Raw genomic sequence first — 20137 nt, 5'->3', positions numbered from 1 at the left:
AAGCTATCCCCATGCCCGAGAAACCGAAGCAGCCCACCCCGCGGGAGCGAGCCCGTGCCCGGACCATTGCGGACATCGTTCAACTGGGCCGGCAGCACCTCGCGACCCACGGGGCCGCCGCACTGTCCCTCAGGGCGGTTGCCCGGGATTTGGGCGTCGTTTCTTCGGCTGTGTACAGGTACGTCGAAAGCCGGGATGAGCTTTTGACCTTGCTGCTGATCGATGCCTACAACGAACTCGGTGACGAGGTGGATGCGGCAGTCCGTGCCGTCCCGGGTGATGACTTCGCCGCGCAATTCCGGGCGTTGGGCACTGCCGTCCGAGCATGGGCGCTCCGGGAACCTGCCAGCTATGCGCTGCTGTTCGGCAGCCCCGTGCCCGGCTACCAGGCTCCGGGCGAGCGCACCACCGGCCCCGGCACCCGCGTCATCGTCACCCTGGTGGGAATATTCGACGCCGCCTACCGCGCCGGTGCGCTGGACGCGGAGGTGGCTCCCGCCGTCGTCATGCCTTCCAAGCTGGCCGCAGACCTGGCCGGTATCCGCGCCGACATGGGGCTGGCTGCGCCCGATGCGTCGCTGGCGAGGGGCGTGCTGGTGTGGACCTCGCTGTTTGGGGCGGTGAGCTTTGAGGTGTTCGGTCAGTACGGGGCAGATACCTTTAGCGCGCGGGACGAACTGTTCGATCATCAGCTTGCAGTACTCCAGGCAGTCGCCGGGCTGTAGGGAGCGGAAGTAGAGTATTCGGATGGCTCGTGGTTTGGCTGACATTGGAGCCGAGGGTGTACTCCTCGCGGGGGCCGGCCGTGCCATCCTGCTTCAGGTTGCGGACCCGCGCATTGGCCACGGCGTGGCGGCGCACAGCAATTTTGTTGACCGGCCGCAGGACCGGCTCGTGGCAACGCTGACCTATGTTTACGCGATTGTCTATGGCACCGACAGCCAGGTTGTGGCAGTGCGCCGCGCTGTCAACCGCGCGCACGCGCCGGTGCGTAAGCCTGCTGATGGTAGTTCCGCCGGTTACAACGCCTTCGACGCGTCGTCCCAATTGTGGGTGGTGGCTACGCTCTACAACACCGCAGTCACTGTCTACCAACATGTACTGGGGTCGATCGATGACCACACGGCTGACCGCATGTACCGGGACTATGCCCGGATCGGGACTGCTCTGCAGTTGCCGCGGGAGATGTGGCCGGCGGATCGTGCCGCTTTCGCCGAGTACTGGAACCGGCAGGTTGCCTCCTTGCAGCCCGATGAAGCGGCCCGGAAGATAGCCCGCGACTTGCTGTACCCCTCGCGCGGTCCCGTGCTCATGCGTCCCCTGATGCCGTTGGCCCGGCTGTTGACTGTGGGGATGTTGCCGGAACACGTCCGCGAAGGGTTCGGCCTTGAATGGGGTCCGGCCCACGCCCGGCGGTTCCAACGGACCATGCGATTGCTGGGGCAGGTTTATCCCAGGCTGCCCCGCCGGATCCGGCACTGGCCAAAGAACTACTGCCTGGGCAAGCTGCAACCCGCGCCCGCCCGGTTGCGGGGCGGGACCCGGAATGCGTAGTTCGACGTCGGTGGAAGCGTCCATCGACCGCCTCGCCCACCGCTACCTGGACAGGGTGGTTTCACGCGGCGGGGCGGGAGGCGTTTGGAAAGCGCGGCTAACGGAGTTCGTGGTGTTCGGGCTCAAGCAGGCGTGGGCGTGCGTCTTTGGTGCCCTGCTGCTCGCCGTCATCATTGCGGTCCGCCTCTGGTACCCCTCCGGTGCCGCGTTGGCGAGCAACGACTTCCTCACCCTTTCGGCAGTCGCAATCCAAGTGCTGATGGTCGTTTTTCGTCTGGAAACGCTCCGCGAGCTTCGGGTGATCGTGCTGTTCCACGTGGTGGGCACGGTCATGGAACTGTTCAAGACGGAAGTGGGCTCTTGGGCTTATGAAGCTGACGGGGTGCTCAGGATCGGCGCCGTGCCGTTGTTCAGCGGCTTCATGTACGCAGCAGTCGGGTCCTACATGGTGCGGGTGTTCCGGTTGTTCGATCTGCGCTTCGACCGCTACCCGCGCCGTTGGATCACTGCGCTCGTGGCCGCGGGCATCTACGTCAATTTCTTCTCGCACCACTTCATCCTGGACTTCCGCTGGGTGCTGCTGGCCGCCGTCGTACTTGTCTACGGCCGGTGCGTGATGCACTTCCGGGTCTTTCGGAAGCGGTTCCGGATGCCCATCCTGCTCGCGTTCCTGCTGGTGGCCCTGTTTATTTGGTTCGCCGAGAACATCGGCACCTGGTCCCGGGCCTGGCTGTACCCGAATCAGCTGGAGGGGTGGCAGGCGGTGTCCATTGACAAGCTGCTCGCGTGGTTCCTGCTCATGATCATCTCCGTGGTGCTGGTGGCGTGGGTGTACAAGCCGGAGCCTCCGGAAGGTTCCCACGGCAGCCCATCGGCAGTTCACGCTGGGCGAAATGAGGCCTGAAGCCCGCGTAATTTCGCGGTTTTTCGCAAGTCGTGGGTCAAAGTTGAGCGTAGTTGGCTCAACTTTGGATTGACATCGTTCCGAGGCTGAGTACAGTTGAGTGCAGAACGCTCAACTAGCCGATTGTTGAGTGGTTCCCCGAACAACACAACCGCTGCCGCGGAGGATGCTGCCGGGCGCGATCATCAACATCGGCCATTGAAAGGAAACAAGATATGTCACGTGCAGTAGGTATCGACCTCGGAACCACCAACTCCGTGGTTTCTGTCCTTGAAGGCGGCGAGCCCACGGTCATCGCCAACGCTGAAGGCGGCCGCACCACGCCGTCCGTCGTCGCGTTCTCCAAGTCCGGCGAGGTCCTGGTCGGCGAGATCGCCAAGCGCCAGGCCGTCAACAACATCGACCGCACCATCGCTTCGGTCAAGCGCCACATGGGCACCGACTGGACCAAGGCGATCGATGACAAGAAGTACACGCCGCAGGAAATCTCCGCGCGTATCCTCATGAAGCTCAAGAACGACGCCGAAAGCTACTTGGGCGAAAAGGTCACCGACGCTGTGATCACCGTTCCGGCATACTTCAACGACGCCGAGCGCCAGTCCACCAAGGAAGCCGGCGAAATCGCAGGCCTCAACGTCCTCCGCATCGTCAACGAGCCCACCGCGGCTGCTTTGGCTTACGGCCTGGACAAGGGCAAGGAAGACGAACTCATCCTGGTCTTCGACCTCGGTGGCGGTACGTTCGACGTTTCCCTCCTCGAGGTTGGCAAGGACGAAGACAACTTCTCCACCATCCAGGTCCGCGCAACCGCAGGTGACAACCGCCTCGGCGGCGACGACTGGGACAACCGCGTTGTCGAGTGGCTCCTGGGCCAGCTCAAGGTCAAGGGCATCGACCTCTCCAAGGACAAGATTGCCCTCCAGCGTCTCCGCGAAGCTGCAGAGCAGGCCAAGAAGGAACTGTCCTCCTCCACCAGCACCAACATCTCGCTCCAGTACCTGTCCGTCACCCCCGACGGTCCGGTCCACCTGGACGAGCAGCTGACCCGTGCCAAGTTCCAGGACCTCACCAAGGACCTGCTGGACCGCACCAAGAAGCCGTTCCACGACGTCATCGCTGAAGCCGGCATCAAGGTTTCCGACATCGACCACATCGTCCTCGTCGGTGGTTCCACCCGTATGCCTGCCGTCTCCGAGCTCGTCAAGGAACTCGCCGGTGGCAAGGAACCCAACAAGGGCGTCAACCCGGACGAGGTCGTGGCCGTAGGTGCCGCACTCCAAGCCGGTGTCCTGAAGGGCGAGCGTAAGGACGTCCTCCTCATCGACGTCACCCCGCTGTCCCTCGGCATCGAAACCAAGGGTGGCGTGATGACCCACCTGATCGAGCGCAACACCGCAATCCCCACCAAGCGTTCAGAGACCTTCACCACCGCGGACGACAATCAGCCGTCCGTAGCCATCCAGGTCTTCCAGGGCGAGCGTGAATTCACCCGCGACAACAAGCCGCTGGGCACGTTCGAGCTGACGGGCATCGCTCCGGCGCCCCGTGGCGTTCCCCAGGTTGAGGTCACCTTCGACATCGACGCCAACGGCATCGTCCACGTCTCCGCGAAGGACAAGGGCACCGGCAAGGAACAGTCCATGACCATCACCGGTGGCACGGCCCTTTCCAAGGAAGACATCGACCGCATGGTCCGTGAAGCCGAGGAGCACGCAGCCGAGGACAAGGCACGCCGCGAAGCCACGGATACCCGTAACTCCGCTGAACAGCTCGCCTACTCGGTGGAGAAGCTGCTCTCCGAAAACGAGGACAAGCTGCCTGAGGAGGTCAAGACCGAGGTGAAGGCCGACGTCGACTCCCTCAAGTCCGCGCTGGAAGGCACCGACGACGCCGCAGTCAAGACGGCGTTCGAGAAGCTCCAGGCATCCCAGACCAAGCTCGGCGAAGCCATCTACTCGCAGGCAGCTGCAGCTGATGCTCCGGGTGCAGGCGCAGAGGGTGCCCCGGCAGGTTCCGGTTCGGCCGATGAAGACATCGTTGATGCCGAAATCATCGACGAAGACGAAGCGAAGAAGTAGCCATGCCCCATCACGGCAACGAAGCAGAGCACTCTGAAGGCAACGAGCAGCGTAAACCTGTCATCCGGGACAACCGCAAGGTTGACCCGGAGACAGGGGCGGCCCGCCACCCTGAAGGCGAAGCGAAGGCAGCGCCCACTGACGGCGACGCCCTCTCCCAGGCCGAGGAAATCCTCAACGGGGTTGAGGTTCCAGCCGAAGAGTCGGTAGCCCCCGGTGCTGCAGCCGAGGCCCAGGCAGCGGAACTCCGCAACGACCTCCTCCGCCTGCAGGCTGAGTACGTCAACTACCGCAAGCGCGTTGAACGCGACCGCGCCGTAGCAGGAGAGATGGCCGTCATCGGCGTCCTCAACTCGCTCCTTCCGGTGCTGGACGACGTCGACGCCGCCCGCCAGCACGGTGACCTCGAAGACGGCCCCTTCGCCGCCATCGCCACCAAGCTGGAGAATGCGCTGAAGACGTACGGACTGGAACGCATCGCGGAAACGGGCGTCGAATTCGACCCCACCATCCACGAAGCCCTCATCCAGCAGCCCGGCGAGGACATCGAAGTGGACACGGTCAGCCAGGTGCTGCGCACCGGATACCGCTCCGGCGAGCGTGTTTTGCGTGCAGCCCAAGTGATTGTGGCCGTACCCGCGTAACAACTCATCGAGATGGCAGTTCGTGACAGTGTTTGAGATGAACATTGGCATGAACTGCCATCTCGTTACCAACGAAAGGAAACGCTCTTGGCCAGCCAGGACTGGGTTGAAAAGGATTTTTACGCGATCCTTGGTATCGCCAAGGACGCCTCCGACGCCGATATCAAAAAGGCTTACCGCAAGCTTGCCCGGCAGTACCATCCGGATACCAACGCCGGGGATGCTGCCGCGGAGAAGCGGTTCAAGGACATCTCCGAGGCTTACTCGGTGCTGTCGAGTCCTGAAGACCGGCAGCAGTATGACGCCATTCGCGCCATGGGTGGCGGGGCACGCTTTGCCCCGGGTGCCGGGCGCGGGGGTGCCGGTGCCAACGGCGGGTTCGAAGACCTCTTCGGTGGCCTGTTCGGCGGCGGCGCACGCCAATCTCCCGGGGCGGGCGGAATTCCGCCGGAGTTCGCCGACCTGTTCGGCGGAGGTTTCGGTGGGGGACCAACCGGGTTCCAGCGGGCACCGCAGAAGGGCACGGACCGCACGGCAAGCACGTCCATCTCCTTCGCCGGTTCCATCAAAGGCACCACGGTCAGCCTGCGCGAGAGCAACGGCAACGTGATCGACGTCAAGATTCCCGCCGGCATTAAGGACGGCCAGAAGGTCCGCCAGCGCGGCAAGGGCAACGCAGGCCCGGCCGGCAACGGTGACCTCATCATCACGGTCAACGTGAAACCCCACGACTTTTTCCAACGCGACGGCGACAACATCCGCATCCACGTGCCGGTGACTTTCGCGGAAGCGGCGCTGGGCGCCACCATCGAGGTTCCAACGCTCGACGGCGACACCGTCAAGTTGCGCGTTCCGGCGGGCACGCCCTCAGGCCGGACGCTGCGTGTGAAGGGCCGAGGTGTGAAGACGTCCAAGGCGACCGGCGACCTGCTGGTGACTATCGACGTCGCGGTTCCGCAGAACCTGAGCAAGGAAGCGGAAGAGGCCGTGAAGGCATTCGCCGCTGCCACCTCTGATGCTAACCCGCGGCGGGACCTGGCCTCGAAGGCCCGGTTGTAAGGAGGCGGTCATGGCAATCGACGTCAACCAGCCGATCTTTGTCATCTCCGTCGCCGCGGAGCTTGCCGACATGCATCCGCAGACGTTGCGCCAGTATGACCGCCTGGGCATCGTTTCCCCCAGCCGTGCTCCGGGCAAGTCCCGGCGTTACTCCCAAAAGGACGTTGACAAGCTCCGGGAGGTCCAGCGCCTCTCGCAGTCGGGTGTCTCCTTGGAAGGCATCAAGCGCATCATGGAGCTTGAGAACCAGGTGGCTGCGCTGCAGTTCAAAGTTGCTGAACTGACCGAAGAGCTGTCCCGCCGGCGTAGCCCCATGGATGCCCGGATCTTCGCGGCGGGTGCCGGCGGCGATGTTGTCAGCCTGGCCCGCGGGCAGCGTCCCCGCCCACGGTCGCAAGCCGTTGTTGTGTGGCGACCGCGGCCGGAGAAGCAGCGGTGAGCGCCGTTTTGCCGCAACTTGCCCTACCGGGTGAGCGTCCTTCCTCGCTTCAGAATATTTTTGGCTCTTGGTGCCCCAAGGCAGTGGTGTTTGATTGTGACGGTCTCCTCATGGACACCGAGTCCCTATGGACGCAGACGCAGGAAATAGTTTGTGCCCAACTCGGCATTGCCTTGGACCAGGATCTCCGGCATCGGTTGGTGGGCCTCCCGGCCAGCCGCATCGGCCCGCTGATGGCGGAATGCGCCGGGGCTGAACCTGCCACGGTCATCAAGCAACTGCTCGACGTCAATGAGGACTTGGTTCAGAAGCATGGTCGTCCCATGCGGGGCGCTCGGGAACTCGTTGAAGCCATGAGCGCAAAGGTCCCTCTCGCTGTAGCCAGCAACTCCGCGCGGCGCATTTTGGATGTCGCCATGGCTCAGTCGACGTTCAGCCGGCACTTGGCTGCCACGGTTTCTGCTGAGCAAGTTGCACTGCCGAAACCCGCCCCCGACGTCTACCTTGCCGCCGCCGAAGCACTGGGTGTTTCTGCAGAAGAGTGCCTGGCCTTCGAAGATTCGGAAGCTGGTGCCAAGGCGGCTGTGGCGGCCGGCATGAAAGTCATCGCGGTCCCGCAGGTAACAAGCCAAAAGCCGCTCGCCCACGCATTCTGCGACTCGTTGGAATCAGCGGAATTACGCGCGTGGGTAGCGGCGTGGACTTAGTGCGGATGAAGATCTCTCAGCGGAGATAGTTCGTACCGCTAACCCGGCGCCGCATTTCGCGCGTGCGCTTTCTGAATGTTTCTACCGATGTGAGCCGGGTATGAGCATGTCCTCTGATAAAAATTTCTGCCAAAACTATTCACGCGAATGAAAATTCCTGTTAGGTTGAACGCGGGGTTTGAGGCAGAAAGGTTTTAGGATGTTCAACTGTGCTCAAAGGCGTGCGAAGCTCTTTCGCGTAGCCGCCATCGGATCTGTGGCGGCACTTCTATTCGGCACCTCGGCTTGCTCTTCTCCACAGGGGGAAAGCGGCAAGGAAACGAAAACAATTGGTTACTCGACGTTCAATCTGACAAATCCGTACTTCGCGGGAATTCTCAAGGGCTTGGAAGACCAGACAGAGCAATATGGCTGGAAGCTCGTGGTGACCAACTCGAACAACAGCGTTGAGAAGCAGGTTTCCGACATAGATAACATGCTCACCCAAGGTGTGGATGTCATCATGTTGACTCCAGCAGACGCACAAGCCGTGCTGCCGGCCATTGAAAGCGCAAAACGGGAAAACGTTCCTGTCTTCGCGCTCGGCGACACCGTTTCTGCTGATATCGATCAGCAGGTGTTGCCTGATAGCGTTGCGGCCGCCGAAGAAGCGGTGGACCAGATCGCCGCGCACCTTAAGTCGAAGTACGGTGAAGCCCGCGGTTCCGTTGTGAACGTCCGGGGAAAGATCGGCACAGTGGTAGAGCGCCAGCGTGAGGAAGGCTTCCGTAAGGCTCTCGAGAAGTACCCGGCCATCAACGTGGTGGCTGAAGGTGATGGAGGCTTTGATACAGCCAAGGCCAACTCACTGATGGCCGATATCCTGCAGGCAAACGCCCAGGTTGATGCCGTTTGGGCTGCCAACGACGCGATGGCGGTAGGCGCTTCTGCTGCCATTAACTCGGCCGGACGCTTCAGTCCGGTAGGCAGCAAGGAACACATCTACGTCATCAGCATGGATGGCGCCAAGCCCGCTATCGAGGACATCCGAAAAGGCGTGCAGGACGCCACTGTCAGTCAGAATCCAATCGAGATGGCCGCCACGGCCGTCCGAAACGTCAAGATCAAGGATGAGGGAAAGACCTTGGAAAAACAGGTCAATTTCCCGACATTGCTCATTACCGGCGACAACATCAAGTCCCCGGAGGTGCTCGAATACGGCATCTGGGCTGACGATGTCGAATAGCACCGAGGCTGCCCCTGCAACGCCAGTAACAAGTGCAACACCTAAGCCTGTCCTCGAGCTGAACGACGTCTCCAAATCCTTCGGCCCTATTGAAGTCCTCCGCAACAACAGCCTTGCTCTCATGCCTGGAAGCATTACTGCCATCGTGGGTGAAAACGGGGCCGGGAAGTCTACGTTTATCAAAGTGATTTCCGGGGCGGAAGCGCCAACAACCGGGAACGTTTTCATCGGCGGCAAGCAGGTTCCACCAAATCCCGGACGGGTCATCGAGGCAGGTGTGTCGGTCATTTATCAGGAATTGACCGACATGCCGGAGATGTCCTTGGGAGACAATGTCTTGCTTGGGCGGCAACCGTCCACGATGGGCCTGGTTCGCCGCCGCATGGCTGATGGCATTGCAAGGGAGGCGTTGGCTCGTGTCGGTATGGGTCACATTTCGCTGCGACGGCCTATGCGTGAGCTCAGCATTGCGCAACGGCAGCTTGCCGAGATTGCGCGCTGTCTGACTCGCGATACCAAGGTTTTGGTTCTGGATGAACCCACGTCCTCTTTGGCAGAAGGCGACGTCGAGGCTCTCCTCGACACCCTGACTGCTCTTCGCTCGGAGGGACTGGCCATCCTTTACGTCAGCCACCACCTCGACGAAGTATTCCGGATCGCGGACAGAATCGCAGTGCTGAGGGATGGTTCTCTGGTGGACACCCGCCCTACCCCTGAGTGGACCGAGAAATCCTTGGTGCGCGTCATGATCGGGCGAGATCTGGAGAACGCCTTCCCATGGAGGGAACGTGAGGTATCGGGGACGCGCCTGGCAGTGAAGTCCTTGACTGGTTCAGGGTATTCGAATGCGTCTCTCACCGTCGGCGCCGGGGAGATCGTCGGCGTGCTGGGCCTGGATGGCTCCGGCCACCGCGAACTCGTGCGGGGCATCGCAGGAGTCAGCCGTCCTACGGGGGGAAGTGTCGAGGTGGACGGACTGGCGGCGAGGAAAGGTGGCTTGAACAGTCTCCGCCGCCAAGGAGTTATCTATTCACCCATGGATCGGAAAATCGAGGGGCTGACACTGGACGCAGCTGTCGAGGACAACCTCATCTACGGCCTATATCCCAAAGTATCAGTGGCGGGCGTGTTGTCCACGGCCCGCAAGCGGAGATTGGCCAGGAATGCCATAGCAAAGTTCGGCATCAAGACCAGCTCGCCCAGGCTCCACGTGGGGAGGTTATCAGGCGGGAACCAACAAAAGGTGGTCCTGGCCCGCCTGGCCGAGAACAATCCCGTGGTTGCGCTTCTCGACGATCCAACGAGGGGAGTCGACGTCGGGGCCCGCGCCTCAATACACGACCATATTTTGTCAATGGCAGAGACGGGAACGGCAGTGATTTTGACCAGTTCCGACTCTGATGAAGTGATGGCCATGACCGACCGACTCTATATTGTGCGCGCCGGACGTGTGGTCGCCGCCAGGCTACGGGCCGACTATGACCGTGATGAGATCCTGCACCTCGCGGCTGCAGGTTGATCAGGAATGAGACATTCATGAATACCTCCACCCTTGCCTCGCCTGTAACGGCCCCGGATTCCGGGCACCAGGGCCGACTCGCGGGTCTCCTAAAACATCAGACCACGCCCATTTTCATCGCATTTGTGCTTGTCTGTGCTGCCTTGGTCCTGATGACGGGGAGTTTTGCAACGCCGCGAAACTTTTCCAACATCATGGTTCAGGCCTCGATCGTCGGCATCGCCGCTGTGGGCGCGACCTTCATCATCATCACCGGTGGTATCGACCTCTCAGTCGGCGCCGTAGTCGGACTCGCCGGGATGGTTGGCGCGCAGCTCGTCCATGCCGGAATGGACCCGATCCTGGGACTGCTCGTGACCATCGCTTTTGCCATGCTGTGCGGCGCGTTCAACGGAGCCTCTGTGGCGTTTTTGAAGATCACGCCGTTTATTGTCACTCTCGCTCTCTTGGGCATGGCGCAAGGCCTGACACTTCAGCTGAGCCAGGGCGAGAGCGTTTACGACCTTCCGAAGGCGCTGACGTGGCTCGGTGGTGGAACAATCGCCGGTCTTCCCGTACCCGTGCCGTTGACGTTCGTGGTGTTCGCCATCGGGGCCTTCGTCCTCAACCGAACCACGTTCGGCCATAAAGTCTTCGCGGTCGGGGGCAACAAGGAAGCCGCCCGCTTGGCCGGCATCAACTACCGTCGCGTCATCTTCTGGGTCTACGCCATTGCCGGCGCTTGCGCCGGACTTTCTGCGGTGGTGCTTGTCGGACGGCTCGGTTCGGCTACTCCAACAGCCGGCCTCGGCCTGGAACTGCAGGTAATCGCTGCCGTGGTCATCGGAGGGACGAGCCTCTTCGGCGGAAAAGGAAGCCTGTTCGGGACCCTTATTGGTGTGCTGTTCATTGCGGTAGTGAACAACGGGCTCACCCTGCTGAACGTCAATCCGTACTGGATCCAGATAGTCCAGGGCGCCATCATCTTTGTCGCCGTGCTCATGGATTCGATCAATTCAGGCCGGCTAAGGCAAGACGCCTGACACCTGGCCCGGCTTCCCATAGATGTTCATTATCAACCGTCAGGCGCGCCTTTTGGCTTGGAAATCGCCTGTGACTATTGCAAGGAGGCATAAACATGTCCGAAATTGGTTTGCACATGCTGGTATACACCCCTGAATGGAACGAAAGTTCAGCCAAGAGGTTCATGGAAAGGGCAGCCGCACATGGCTACGACTTTGTTGAAGTGCTGATCTTCGAACCTTCCGAGACGGATGCCCTGATGACTGCGAGGCTCGCCGAGGAATTTGGCCTCGGTGTGGTGGCAGCGATCTGCGGAACGCTGGACGCGGATATTTCCAGTTCCGACCCGGAAGTCGCGCGGCGGGGTGAAGCCCGCATCGCCAGTGCCATTCCCCTGGCACGCGATATGGGTGCCACGATGATTGGCGGGCCGACGTACTCAGCTATCAACCGCTATCTTCAGCCATCTTCGCCGGATGCAGTTGGCCGGGCCGTGGAAGCTTTCTCGCGGATCGCTGATTCAGCGCAGGCAGCAGGTGTCCGTGTGGGGTTGGAAGCGGTGAACCGCTACGAAAGCAATTTCATCAACACCATAGGTCAAGCCGCGGATGTCTGCCGGCAGGTTGGATCCGATGCGCTGTTTGTTCACGGAGACGTTTTCCACATGAACATCGAAGAGCCCGACATATCAGTCGCGCTTCCGGCAGTCCGGGACGTCCTTGGGTACCTTCATGTGACGGAGAGCAACAGGGGAATCATCGGCACCGGAAATTTCAAATGGCAGCAGATGTTCGAGACGCTGGCCGCCATGGATTACCAGGGTCCGATTACCTTCGAGTCGTTCTCCCCTTCCGTTGTTGGGCCTGAGTTGTCCTCCATGTTGGCGTTGTGGGAGGAACCTTGGACAGATCCCGAGCCCATTGCGGCGGACTCACTTTCCTTCATCAAACAAGGATTGGCTGCTGCACGGGCCAAACGGGGACTCGACGCATGAGCAAGGTCGCACTGGTAACGGGAGCGGGATCGGGAATTGGGTCTGCGATCGCCCTCCGGCTTGCCTCGGAAGGCTTCGCCGTAGGACTTTTTGACCTCAACGCCGGTGGTGTTGAGTCAGTCGAGCGAGTCATTCTCGAACGTGGTGGTTCCGCTGTCAGTGTCCAAGGAGATGTGACGAAGCGCGAGGATGTGTTTCATGCCGTCGAGAGGACTGCAGCCGAATTCGGGGGGTTCGACGTCATGGTCAATAATGCAGGAATTGGCCCGGCGAAGCCCATCCTCGACTCGAACCAGGAGGACTTTGACAGGATCATGCATGTGAATGTCCTCAGCGTCCTTTGGGGTATTCAGGCTGCAGCAGACAAGTTCAAATCTCTTGGGCGGGGCGGCAAGATCGTCAACGCTGTTTCCCAGGCCGGTCATAGGGGCGACGGTTTCGTTCCACTGTACGCAGCGTCCAAGTTCGCTGTGCGAGGCCTCACCCAGTCAGCGGCCATGGCTTTGGCCAAAGACAACATCACTGTTAACGGGTACTGTCCCGGGCTGGTGGACACCCCCATGTGGCGATCCATTTCCGATGAACTCGCAAAGTCGGAAGGACGGCGGGGCGACGAGGTCAGGGCGGAACAAGTCCAGCGTATTGCCTTGGGCCGGTATCAGACCCCTGAAGACGTTGCAGCGTTTGTCTCGTTCCTCGCCGGACCCGACTCGAATTACCTGACAGGCCAGTCAGTACTGATCGACGGTGGAATGGTGTTCGTTTAAAGAAGCCGGACGAATTGAACTAGCGACGGTGCGCGGGAGCTGAACTCTATATGCCCCGCGCACCGTCGTCGATTCCGGACATGCTAAAACGGTGCGCCGATTCCTGAGAATCAGGAGCTCCTCCGCGATTGGCGGATGCTGTTCTGGTAGGTGTCTTTGAGGTGTTTGACGGTGGTGTCGTAATGCCTGGTGGCGTAAGCGGCGTAGAGGATGTCGATGACCAGGAGCTGGCCCCATTTGCTGGTCACTGATTCGCCGTAGAGTTCACCGCCGCTGGGGACAGTGGCCGTGAACAGTGCTGTGTCGGCGTGCTCCAGCAGGGGTGAGCCTTCTGTACCGGTGATGGCCAGGGTGGCTGCACCGCGTTGCCGTGCCAGGTGCAGTGCCTCAATGATAGGTGAGCTTTGCCCGGAGTCGCTGATGCCGATGAGGAGATCGCCCGGGGCGAGGATGGTGGCGAGCATGACCTGGATGGTGGTGTCGCGGTAGAGCATGCATTTCTTGCCGGCACGGGTAAAGCGCATCACGGCTTCTTCGGCGGCGATGCTGGAGGACCCCATGCAGCAGAACACCAAGGTGTTGGCGGCGTCGATCATGTCGACCGCACGCTGGATGGCCGTTACGTCCTGTCGATGTCCCGTTCGCCGGAGGGATTGGATGCTGCTGCGTTCAACCTTGCCCACGATGTCACTGGGGGTATCTCCGCGAGTAACACCTTCGTACACCACATCAGCTGCGGAGGACTGTTCCTGGGTGGCGGCTTTCGAAATGAAGGTTGCTTCGGCCAGGCCCAGCAGCAAGGATTTGTATCCGTCTACACCCAGCTCCCTGACGAAGCGGGAGACGGTGGATTCGCCGACCCCGGCGGCCATGGCCAGCTCAGTGATGGTCATGCTCTGCGCGCGTTCAGGCGATTTCAGGACGGCTTCTGCCACAAGACGGAGCGACGGCGGAAGGTAAGGCAGCCGCGCCGAAATCCGGTGCAGCAGTCCGCCGTCGGTAAAGGTCTCCGTCATGTGGCAGTCTCCGGTCTAGTGCTGGTGGGCCAGGGCCTTAAGCAGGTTGTCCACGGCCGCCCACGTGGCCCGGTCAACGCTTTCCCCAGTGTAGCCACCGATGTGAGGGGTCGCGATGACATTGGGGTGTCCTACCAGCGGCGTACGGCCGGGTGGCTCGGGGTCGAAGACGTCGGTGGCCAGGAAGCCCAGCTGCCCGGACTCCAACGCAGCCAGGACTGAGCCATCATCCACCAGTGATGCACGGGCGGTATTGATGATGCCTGCTCCGGGTTTCATCAGGCCAATGGTCCCTGCCCCGATCACGGGTTCCGCGGACGGCGGCATGTGGAGGGAAACAACATCAGCTGACCGCAGCACTTCCTCGAGTGAACCCCACGCAAAGTCTTCGGACGGGCGGAAGGACTCCAAAGGGTAGGCGTCGAAGGCGATGACCTTCATGCCGAGGCCCAAAGCCATGGTGGCCACGCGGCGACCTATTTGGCCGCACCCCAGCAATCCCAGGGTTTGCCCGGAGACCTCCCGGCCGGCCCGCCGCGCCCACGTGCCAGCTTTCAGCTGTGCGTCGTGCCATGGGATCCCGCGTATGGCGGACAGCAGCAGGGCTATGGTCAGCTCAGCGACGCCCTGGGAGTTCGCGCCGGGAGCGGTCAGGACACTGATTCCTTGCCGGGCGGCGGCATCAACGTCGATTGAATCAACGCCCACGCCGTTACGGGAGATGGCTTTGAGCTCCGGAAATTCTGACAGGAAGGAACCCGTCAGTCGTTCGGTCCCGGCGATGTACCCCACACAGCCTTGCAAGGCTCCGCGCAGCTGTTCTTCGTCGGGAACGGCACCCGGTGCGGGATAGACGACGTCGTAACCCGCCTTCTCGAGCTGGCGTAACGCGGGATGCCCCCCGACCGAAATGGAACGGGGGGTTACCGCAATCCGGCGGGGACCGCCGTCGTGCGTAGCGTTCGGTGACATGGCAATCAGGCCTGCCAGCGCGGGTTGTCGATGAACTCGGGCTTGCCGTCACGCTCGACGCACAGCTTACGGAAGCCCTTGGTTTCGATGGTTCCGTAGTCGTGGCCGGCGTGCCCCGGGAAGGCGAAGAAGGTTACCAGCGGTTCGGTGTCGGAAATGTTGATGCTGCGGTGGGCGTAGCGGCGTGGAACGTAGACGGCCTGTCCCGGCTTGAATTCCGCGGCCTGCCAGTCACCCTCGGGGTTTTCCATGAGCATGTAGCCGTTGCCGCTCAAGCAGTAGTAGATCTCCGCCGTATCCAGGACCTCGTGGAAGTGGCCCTTTGTCATGTAGTACTCATCGCCCACCTTTCCGGGGTAGGTGATGCTGGTTCCGTAAGCCACGTCACCGGGCGTGGACGGGACGCCCATGTCGAAGAATTCGTACACCAGGACGTCGTCCTCGGCAACCTGCGCGGCAGCGGCCTCCTGGTCGGCGTACATGTCAGCCATGGCGGAGAGCTTGCGCTGGAGCGGGGTCTTGGTGGTGGACAGACCCGTCTTGACGTCGAAGTCCGTCAGTACTGCCTGGACGGTGGTGTCAGCAGCGGTGGTTTGAGCGGTGGTGTTCATTTGGAAATCTCCTTCTTGGATACGTTCAGTGCGATATCGGACAGGCGCTCGAACGCCGGTCCGCGGGTAGGAATGTCGATGCCGAAGACGTCCGCGATCACGCGGGTCCATCCGTGGAGGAAGTAGACCCAGCCGTCTTCGACGCGGACGTTCAGGCTGGATTGCTGGGCCCGCGCCTGGTCCAGGAACACGAGCTCGCCCCGGTAATTGAAGTCCCAGGCGATGGAGTCCTGTGGGAAGACCACATTGTCCGTGAGTGGGGATCCCGGGCGGTCCTTGCCCAAGCCCGTGGCGTTGATGACCACCGAACCACGGGGAGCGGCAGAAACCACGGCGTCATTCCCGGCGGCATCTGCCACCTGGACGTAGGAGATGGGGAGCGTGCTGCCCAGACCTGCGTGCATGGCCTGCATCTCCTCCAGACGGCTGATCCGACGATTGGTGACCGTGATTTTGCGGGGGACCGGGAAACCTGCGGCGGCGCGTTTGTGAAGGTAGTACGTCAGCGCCAAGGACGAACCGCCCGCGCCCAGCAGGATCAGTTCGGCGTCGGAGTCCTGCCAGTAGTCTTCAGGGACAATCGCTTCCAACGACAGTCCGCTGGTGACGGCGTCCATGGCATTTCCCCATAGCTTGCCGTCCTTCTTGGAGATGCTGCTGATCTCGTGCAGAACCTGGGCGTCATCGCCGAAAGTGTCGAAGTCATCCCGGGCGGCGCTGACGATATCCAGCTTGTGGGTGGTGACCAGCGCCCCCAGGGACAGCGGATCGTCTTTGATGAAGCGGACAACGTCCCGGTAATCGGACGCCGGAGCTCCGGGCGGCAGGTCTATGCCTTTCAGGACAGCGGACAGTCCCAGCTCCTCGGCCCAAGCTGGAAACACCCGCATGATGGACGATTGTTTGGTAGTGACCCCAACAAAGTACATGGTGGGTTCAGTGGCGGGCATCAACATGGTGGTGCTCTCCTCGGTGTGCTGTGAATGAATGGTCTAGTGCTCTTCCCAATCGGAAGCCCGGGCTACGGCCCGTTGCCAGCCGGCGTATAACTTCTTGCGCTTTTCATCGGCCATGTCCGGAACAAATTCCCGGTCCAGCGCGAAGGTTTCGCGGAGTTGGTCCTGGCTGCTCCATATTCCGCAGGCCAGTCCGGCCAGAAGGGCTGCTCCGCGTGCCGTGGACTCCACTTGCCGGGGACGAAGAACACGGACGTTCAACATGTCGGCTTGGAACTGCATGAGGAAGTTGTTGCGGACAGCCCCGCCGTCCACCCGGATTTCGGAGACCGGGATCCCTGCATCCGTTTCCATGCAGTTGATGACGTCCTTGATCTGGAAAGCGATGGACTCCAGAGTTGCCCGAATGATGTGGTTCCTGCTTGAACCGCGGGTCAGCCCGAGGATCGCTCCACGTGCATAGGGATCCCAGTAGGGGGCAGCCAAGCCGGTGAACGCCGGAACAACGTACACGCCACCGGAGTCCTCCACATGGATGGCCGCGTATTCGCTGTCTGCGGAGTCGTAAATGACACGGAGTTCGTCCCGCAGCCACTGGATGGAAGCAGCAGCAACGAAAATGAGTCCTTCCAAGGCATACTCGACTTTTCCGTTCAGCCCCCACGCAATGGTGGTCAGCATGCCGCTGTTTGAGCTGACAGGAACGCCGCCTGTGTGCATGACCAGGCTCCCGCCTGTCCCGTAGGTTGCCTTGACCATCCCGCGGTCGAAGCACGCCTGCCCGAACAGGGCAGCCTGCTGGTCGCCAACGGCGGAGGCCACAGGGACGCGGGCACCGGCAAAGATTGCATCGCAGGTGTGTCCGTAAACCTCGCTGCTGGGGCGGACCTCGGGCAGCAACGCCCGTGGGATGCCCAGTTCATTGAGCAGTTTGTCGTCCCAGTCCAAAGTTTTGATGTTGAACAGCATCGTCCTTGCCGCGTTGGAATAGTCCGTGACATGGGCCTTGCCACCGGTCAAGTTCCAGATCAACCAGCTGTCCACGGTCCCAAAGCACAATTCCCCGGCTTCAGCACGTTCCCGCGCACCCGGGACGTTGTCCAGGATCCAGGCGATTTTTGTTCCGGAGAAGTAGGCATCCACCACCAATCCGGTGGTGGTGCGGACATGCTCTTCGAAGCCCTTGTCCTTCAGTTCGTCACACAACCCTGCCGTGCGCCGGTCCTGCCAGACGATGGCGTTCATGACGGGCTTGCCCGTATCCCGGTCCCAAACGACGGTGGTTTCGCGCTGGTTGGTGACACCGATCGCGCCGATGTCCGAGGGATCTATTCCCGCAGCCTCTGTAGCCCTTCGGGCCACGGCGAGCTGTGTATTCCAGATCTCAATGGGATCGTGTTCCACCCAGCCCGGCTTGGGGTAGATCTGCGTAAACTCCTGGCTTGCCTCGCCAACAATTTCAAGATCCTGGCTGTAAAGGATGGACCTGATCCCGGTGGTCCCGGCATCGAGTGCCATGATGTACTTCTTCGTCATCAGATGTCCATTTCTGTTTGCGCGAACCCTTTGACCGCGCTACTTCGTGTCGAAAAGGATCATGGCTTTCATGCCGGCGCCCGATCCTGCGTAGTCCATGGCCTTCTCGATGTCATCCAGTGTGAAGGTCTCGGTGACCAGGGGCGAGAGGTCCAGGCGTCTCTGTCCTACCAACCGCAGCGAGGCGGCGTAGTCGGAATTGCTGGACCCCGTTGTTCCCGTCAAGGTGAGGCCTTGATAGTGGACCCTGTTGGTATCGACGGGAACCCGCTGTGCCTTGCCCAAGCCAGCAAAGAAGTTCACCCTGCCGTGCATGGCCAGCAGATCCACTGCTTCGGCCTGGACTTCCGGCTTGGACACGCACGTCAGCGCGACGTCCACGCCCCTGCCGTTGGTTTCCTGCTCGACCACGGACGCCAGCTCGCGTTCGCCGAGGTTCACCAGGACATCAGCCCCCACGGAACCGGCGAAGTCGAGCCGGGCCTGGCGGTTGTTGGACACAATGACCTTGGCTGCCCCATAGAGCTTGGACAGCATCACATGGCAGGCGCCGATCGGGCCGGCACCCATCACCAGGACCGTGGTCTCCGGCCCAACGTTCAGCTTGCTGATGGCGTTGTAGCAGCAGGACAACGGCTCAACCAGGGCTGCCTCGGCGTAGTCCACGGAGTCCGGGAGGTGGAACACGTTCCCGCGTTCAAGCGCGAACCGGGGAATGAGGACGTACTCCTGGAAGCCGCCGTCCAGCGTGATTCCGAAGGCCTCGTAGGAAGGGCACATGTTGTTGAGCCCCACCAAGCAACTCGTGCAGCGTCCGCATCCCACGTTCGGGGTGACGCTGACCCTGTCTCCCACGGCATAGCCGTTAACTTCCTCCCCGGCCTCAACAATGTCTCCGGCAAACTCATGGCCGAGGACACGGGGTGTTCCTTCCGGGAGCTTGAAGTGGCCGTTGACTGCGATCCGGCGGTCCGTGCCGCAAATGGAGGCTGCACGCACCTTGATGACAATGTCTCCGGGTCCCGCAACGGGACGCTCTACCTCGTCCACGGTAATGGTGCCGGCGGAGTGGAGCCTTGCAGCCTTCACTGGGTACGCACCTCCTCCTGCGCTTCCTCGGAGACAGCGAACAGGACCTTGTTGTACCAAATGGAGCGGTCCGTCAGTTGGCGGAACAAAGCAGGAGCATCTTCCAAGGGGCGGACGTGGCTGATCAGCTCCTCCACTTTCAGGTCCTTGCCCAGATGGGCTATGACCATGTCCCATTCACTGTGGCCCTTGGGGGTCACTTTGGCATTCCATGTCCCGTAGAGCCGAAGTTCCCTGCGGAGCAACGACGAAACTTCGGCCTTGGCCAGCTGGAGGTCGCCGCTCAGGTCCCCCAGCAGCACTACCTGCCCTTGGACGGATGCGGCGTCGATCGCCTGGACCAGCGCTTTCGGGTTGCCGGTGGCTTCCACGGTGATTTGCGGTCCCCAGCCGTCGGTTGCCGTACGGGCGAGGTCGGCCGTGTTACCGGTCCTGGCATCCAGCGTTTCGAAGCCCAGGCCGGACATGATCTCCAGCTTTTGGTCGTCGATGTCCGCCACTAACACCCGCGAGCACCCAAGGATCCGCAACCATTGCGCGGCCAGGGCGCCGATGGGTCCGGCGCCGATCACCAAGGCTGTGGCGTGGGTGGGAATGTCCAGCTTCAGCATGGCGTGCAGGGCTACACCTGCCGGTTCCACCATGGCCGCGTGGGTCAGGGCAGTGCCGTCCGGGACTTTGAAGATGCTCTTGGCGGGCACCCACATACGCTCGGACATTGCGCCGTGGCGACGGGAGCCGAAGTAGTCGTAGCCGGTTCCCAAAGCGTGTTCACCGATTTCGGACATTGGGTCGCCGTGCTGGTGCAACAGGGGAAAAACAGCGGCGCGGTCCCCGGGCTTGAGCCCGGTGCCCGCCGGCGCCTCCTCCACGATCGCGGAAAATTCGTGGCCGAGGACCAGCGGGTAATGGTACGCCTTGCCGTGGCCGTAGCGGAGTACATCGGAACCGCAGACCCCGACGGCGCCGACCCGCACCAGGACGGGGTCCTCGCCTACAGGTTCGGGCTCAGGGATGTCCTGGTACTCCAGGTCATTGAGTCCATTGAGAATGGCAGCCTTCATG

Annotated in this window: 20 protein-coding genes; 13 read left to right on the top strand and 7 right to left on the bottom strand. The window is 61.6% G+C overall.

The window, feature by feature from the left end; translation table 11 throughout:
• Positions 1-11: 11 nt before the first annotated feature.
• The 13 genes from AUR_RS07360 to AUR_RS07300 all read left to right on the top strand — a co-directional run bounded on the left by AUR_RS07360 (position 12) and on the right by AUR_RS07300 (position 12892).
• Complete coding sequence (locus AUR_RS07360; protein ID WP_062098160.1) at positions 12-725, top strand: TetR/AcrR family transcriptional regulator; 714 nt, start codon at positions 12-14, stop codon at positions 723-725.
• Between the two features lie 22 nt (positions 726-747).
• Complete coding sequence (locus AUR_RS07355; protein WP_021472881.1) at positions 748-1554, top strand: oxygenase MpaB family protein; 807 nt, start codon at positions 748-750, stop codon at positions 1552-1554.
• Positions 1547-2458: a DUF817 domain-containing protein gene (locus tag AUR_RS07350; protein ID WP_062098158.1), complete on the top strand. Its 912-nt coding sequence runs from the start codon at positions 1547-1549 to the stop codon at positions 2456-2458. The genes AUR_RS07355 and AUR_RS07350 overlap by 8 nt, the downstream gene beginning before the upstream one ends.
• Before the next feature lie 215 nt (positions 2459-2673).
• Positions 2674-4536, top strand: coding sequence for a molecular chaperone DnaK (gene dnaK, locus AUR_RS07345; RefSeq protein WP_021472879.1), 1863 nt, complete (start codon positions 2674-2676; stop codon positions 4534-4536).
• Between the two features lie 2 nt (positions 4537-4538).
• Complete coding sequence (locus tag AUR_RS07340; RefSeq protein WP_021472878.1) at positions 4539-5180, top strand: nucleotide exchange factor GrpE; 642 nt, start codon at positions 4539-4541, stop codon at positions 5178-5180.
• A gap of 87 nt (positions 5181-5267) precedes the next feature.
• On the top strand, positions 5268-6239 hold the full coding sequence (locus tag AUR_RS07335; protein ID WP_062098156.1) for a DnaJ C-terminal domain-containing protein: 972 nt from the start codon (positions 5268-5270) through the stop codon (positions 6237-6239).
• Between the two features lie 10 nt (positions 6240-6249).
• The gene (locus AUR_RS07330; RefSeq protein ID WP_062098154.1) at positions 6250-6678 is read left to right on the top strand and encodes a heat shock protein transcriptional repressor HspR; all 429 of its coding nucleotides are present in this window, start codon (positions 6250-6252) and stop codon (positions 6676-6678) included.
• Positions 6648-7385, top strand: coding sequence for an HAD family hydrolase (locus tag AUR_RS07325; protein ID WP_321175045.1), 738 nt, complete (start codon positions 6648-6650; stop codon positions 7383-7385). The genes AUR_RS07330 and AUR_RS07325 overlap by 31 nt, the downstream gene beginning before the upstream one ends.
• Positions 7386-7584: 199 nt before the next feature.
• The gene (locus AUR_RS07320) at positions 7585-8610 is read left to right on the top strand and encodes a sugar ABC transporter substrate-binding protein (protein ID WP_082694524.1); all 1026 of its coding nucleotides are present in this window, start codon (positions 7585-7587) and stop codon (positions 8608-8610) included.
• Positions 8495-10129 carry a sugar ABC transporter ATP-binding protein gene (locus tag AUR_RS07315; protein WP_082694523.1) on the top strand — a complete coding sequence of 545 codons (1635 nt, stop codon included), beginning with the start codon at positions 8495-8497 and terminating at the stop codon, positions 10127-10129. Before AUR_RS07320 ends, AUR_RS07315 begins: the two co-directional genes overlap by 116 nt.
• 17 nt (positions 10130-10146) lie before the next feature.
• Positions 10147-11151 carry an ABC transporter permease gene (locus tag AUR_RS07310; protein WP_021472872.1) on the top strand — a complete coding sequence of 335 codons (1005 nt, stop codon included), beginning with the start codon at positions 10147-10149 and terminating at the stop codon, positions 11149-11151.
• A gap of 95 nt (positions 11152-11246) precedes the next feature.
• Positions 11247-12125 carry a sugar phosphate isomerase/epimerase family protein gene (locus tag AUR_RS07305; RefSeq protein ID WP_021472871.1) on the top strand — a complete coding sequence of 293 codons (879 nt, stop codon included), beginning with the start codon at positions 11247-11249 and terminating at the stop codon, positions 12123-12125.
• Complete coding sequence (locus AUR_RS07300; RefSeq protein ID WP_062098149.1) at positions 12122-12892, top strand: acetoin reductase; 771 nt, start codon at positions 12122-12124, stop codon at positions 12890-12892. The genes AUR_RS07305 and AUR_RS07300 overlap by 4 nt, the downstream gene beginning before the upstream one ends.
• Positions 12893-13002: 110 nt before the next feature.
• Here AUR_RS07300 and AUR_RS07295 read toward each other — a convergent pair whose 3' ends face one another.
• From AUR_RS07295 to AUR_RS07265, 7 genes are read right to left on the bottom strand one after another with little or no spacing between them, the layout of a single operon-like run.
• On the bottom strand, positions 13003-13908 hold the full coding sequence (locus tag AUR_RS07295; RefSeq protein WP_062098140.1) for a MurR/RpiR family transcriptional regulator: 906 nt from the start codon (positions 13906-13908) through the stop codon (positions 13003-13005).
• A gap of 15 nt (positions 13909-13923) precedes the next feature.
• Positions 13924-14880 carry a phosphoglycerate dehydrogenase gene (locus tag AUR_RS07290; RefSeq protein ID WP_062098138.1) on the bottom strand — a complete coding sequence of 319 codons (957 nt, stop codon included), beginning with the start codon at positions 14878-14880 and terminating at the stop codon, positions 13924-13926.
• Between the two features lie 5 nt (positions 14881-14885).
• Entirely contained in the window at positions 14886-15491 is a 606-nt protein-coding gene (locus tag AUR_RS07285; protein ID WP_021472867.1) for a glucose-6-phosphate isomerase, read from the bottom strand.
• On the bottom strand, positions 15488-16447 hold the full coding sequence (locus AUR_RS07280) for a shikimate dehydrogenase family protein (RefSeq protein ID WP_021472866.1): 960 nt from the start codon (positions 16445-16447) through the stop codon (positions 15488-15490). Before AUR_RS07280 ends, AUR_RS07285 begins: the two co-directional genes overlap by 4 nt.
• A 36-nt stretch (positions 16448-16483) precedes the next feature.
• Complete coding sequence (gene glpK, locus AUR_RS07275) at positions 16484-17983, bottom strand: glycerol kinase GlpK (RefSeq protein ID WP_062098136.1); 1500 nt, start codon at positions 17981-17983, stop codon at positions 16484-16486.
• 39 nt (positions 17984-18022) lie between these two features.
• A complete protein-coding gene (locus AUR_RS07270) occupies positions 18023-19072 on the bottom strand; it encodes a zinc-dependent dehydrogenase (RefSeq protein WP_062098135.1) in 1050 nt (349 codons plus the stop codon).
• Positions 19069-20136, bottom strand: a complete 1068-nt coding sequence (locus AUR_RS07265; protein ID WP_062098134.1) for a galactitol-1-phosphate 5-dehydrogenase — start codon at positions 20134-20136, stop codon at positions 19069-19071. The genes AUR_RS07270 and AUR_RS07265 overlap by 4 nt, the downstream gene beginning before the upstream one ends.
• Between the last annotated feature and the right edge of the window lies 1 nt (position 20137).

Source organism: Paenarthrobacter ureafaciens (assembly GCF_004028095.1).
In the GTDB taxonomy this organism is placed as follows: domain Bacteria; phylum Actinomycetota; class Actinomycetes; order Actinomycetales; family Micrococcaceae; genus Arthrobacter; species Arthrobacter ureafaciens.
Note: the sequence above shows the minus strand (reverse complement) of the source record. Positions and strands in the feature narration are given on the sequence as shown.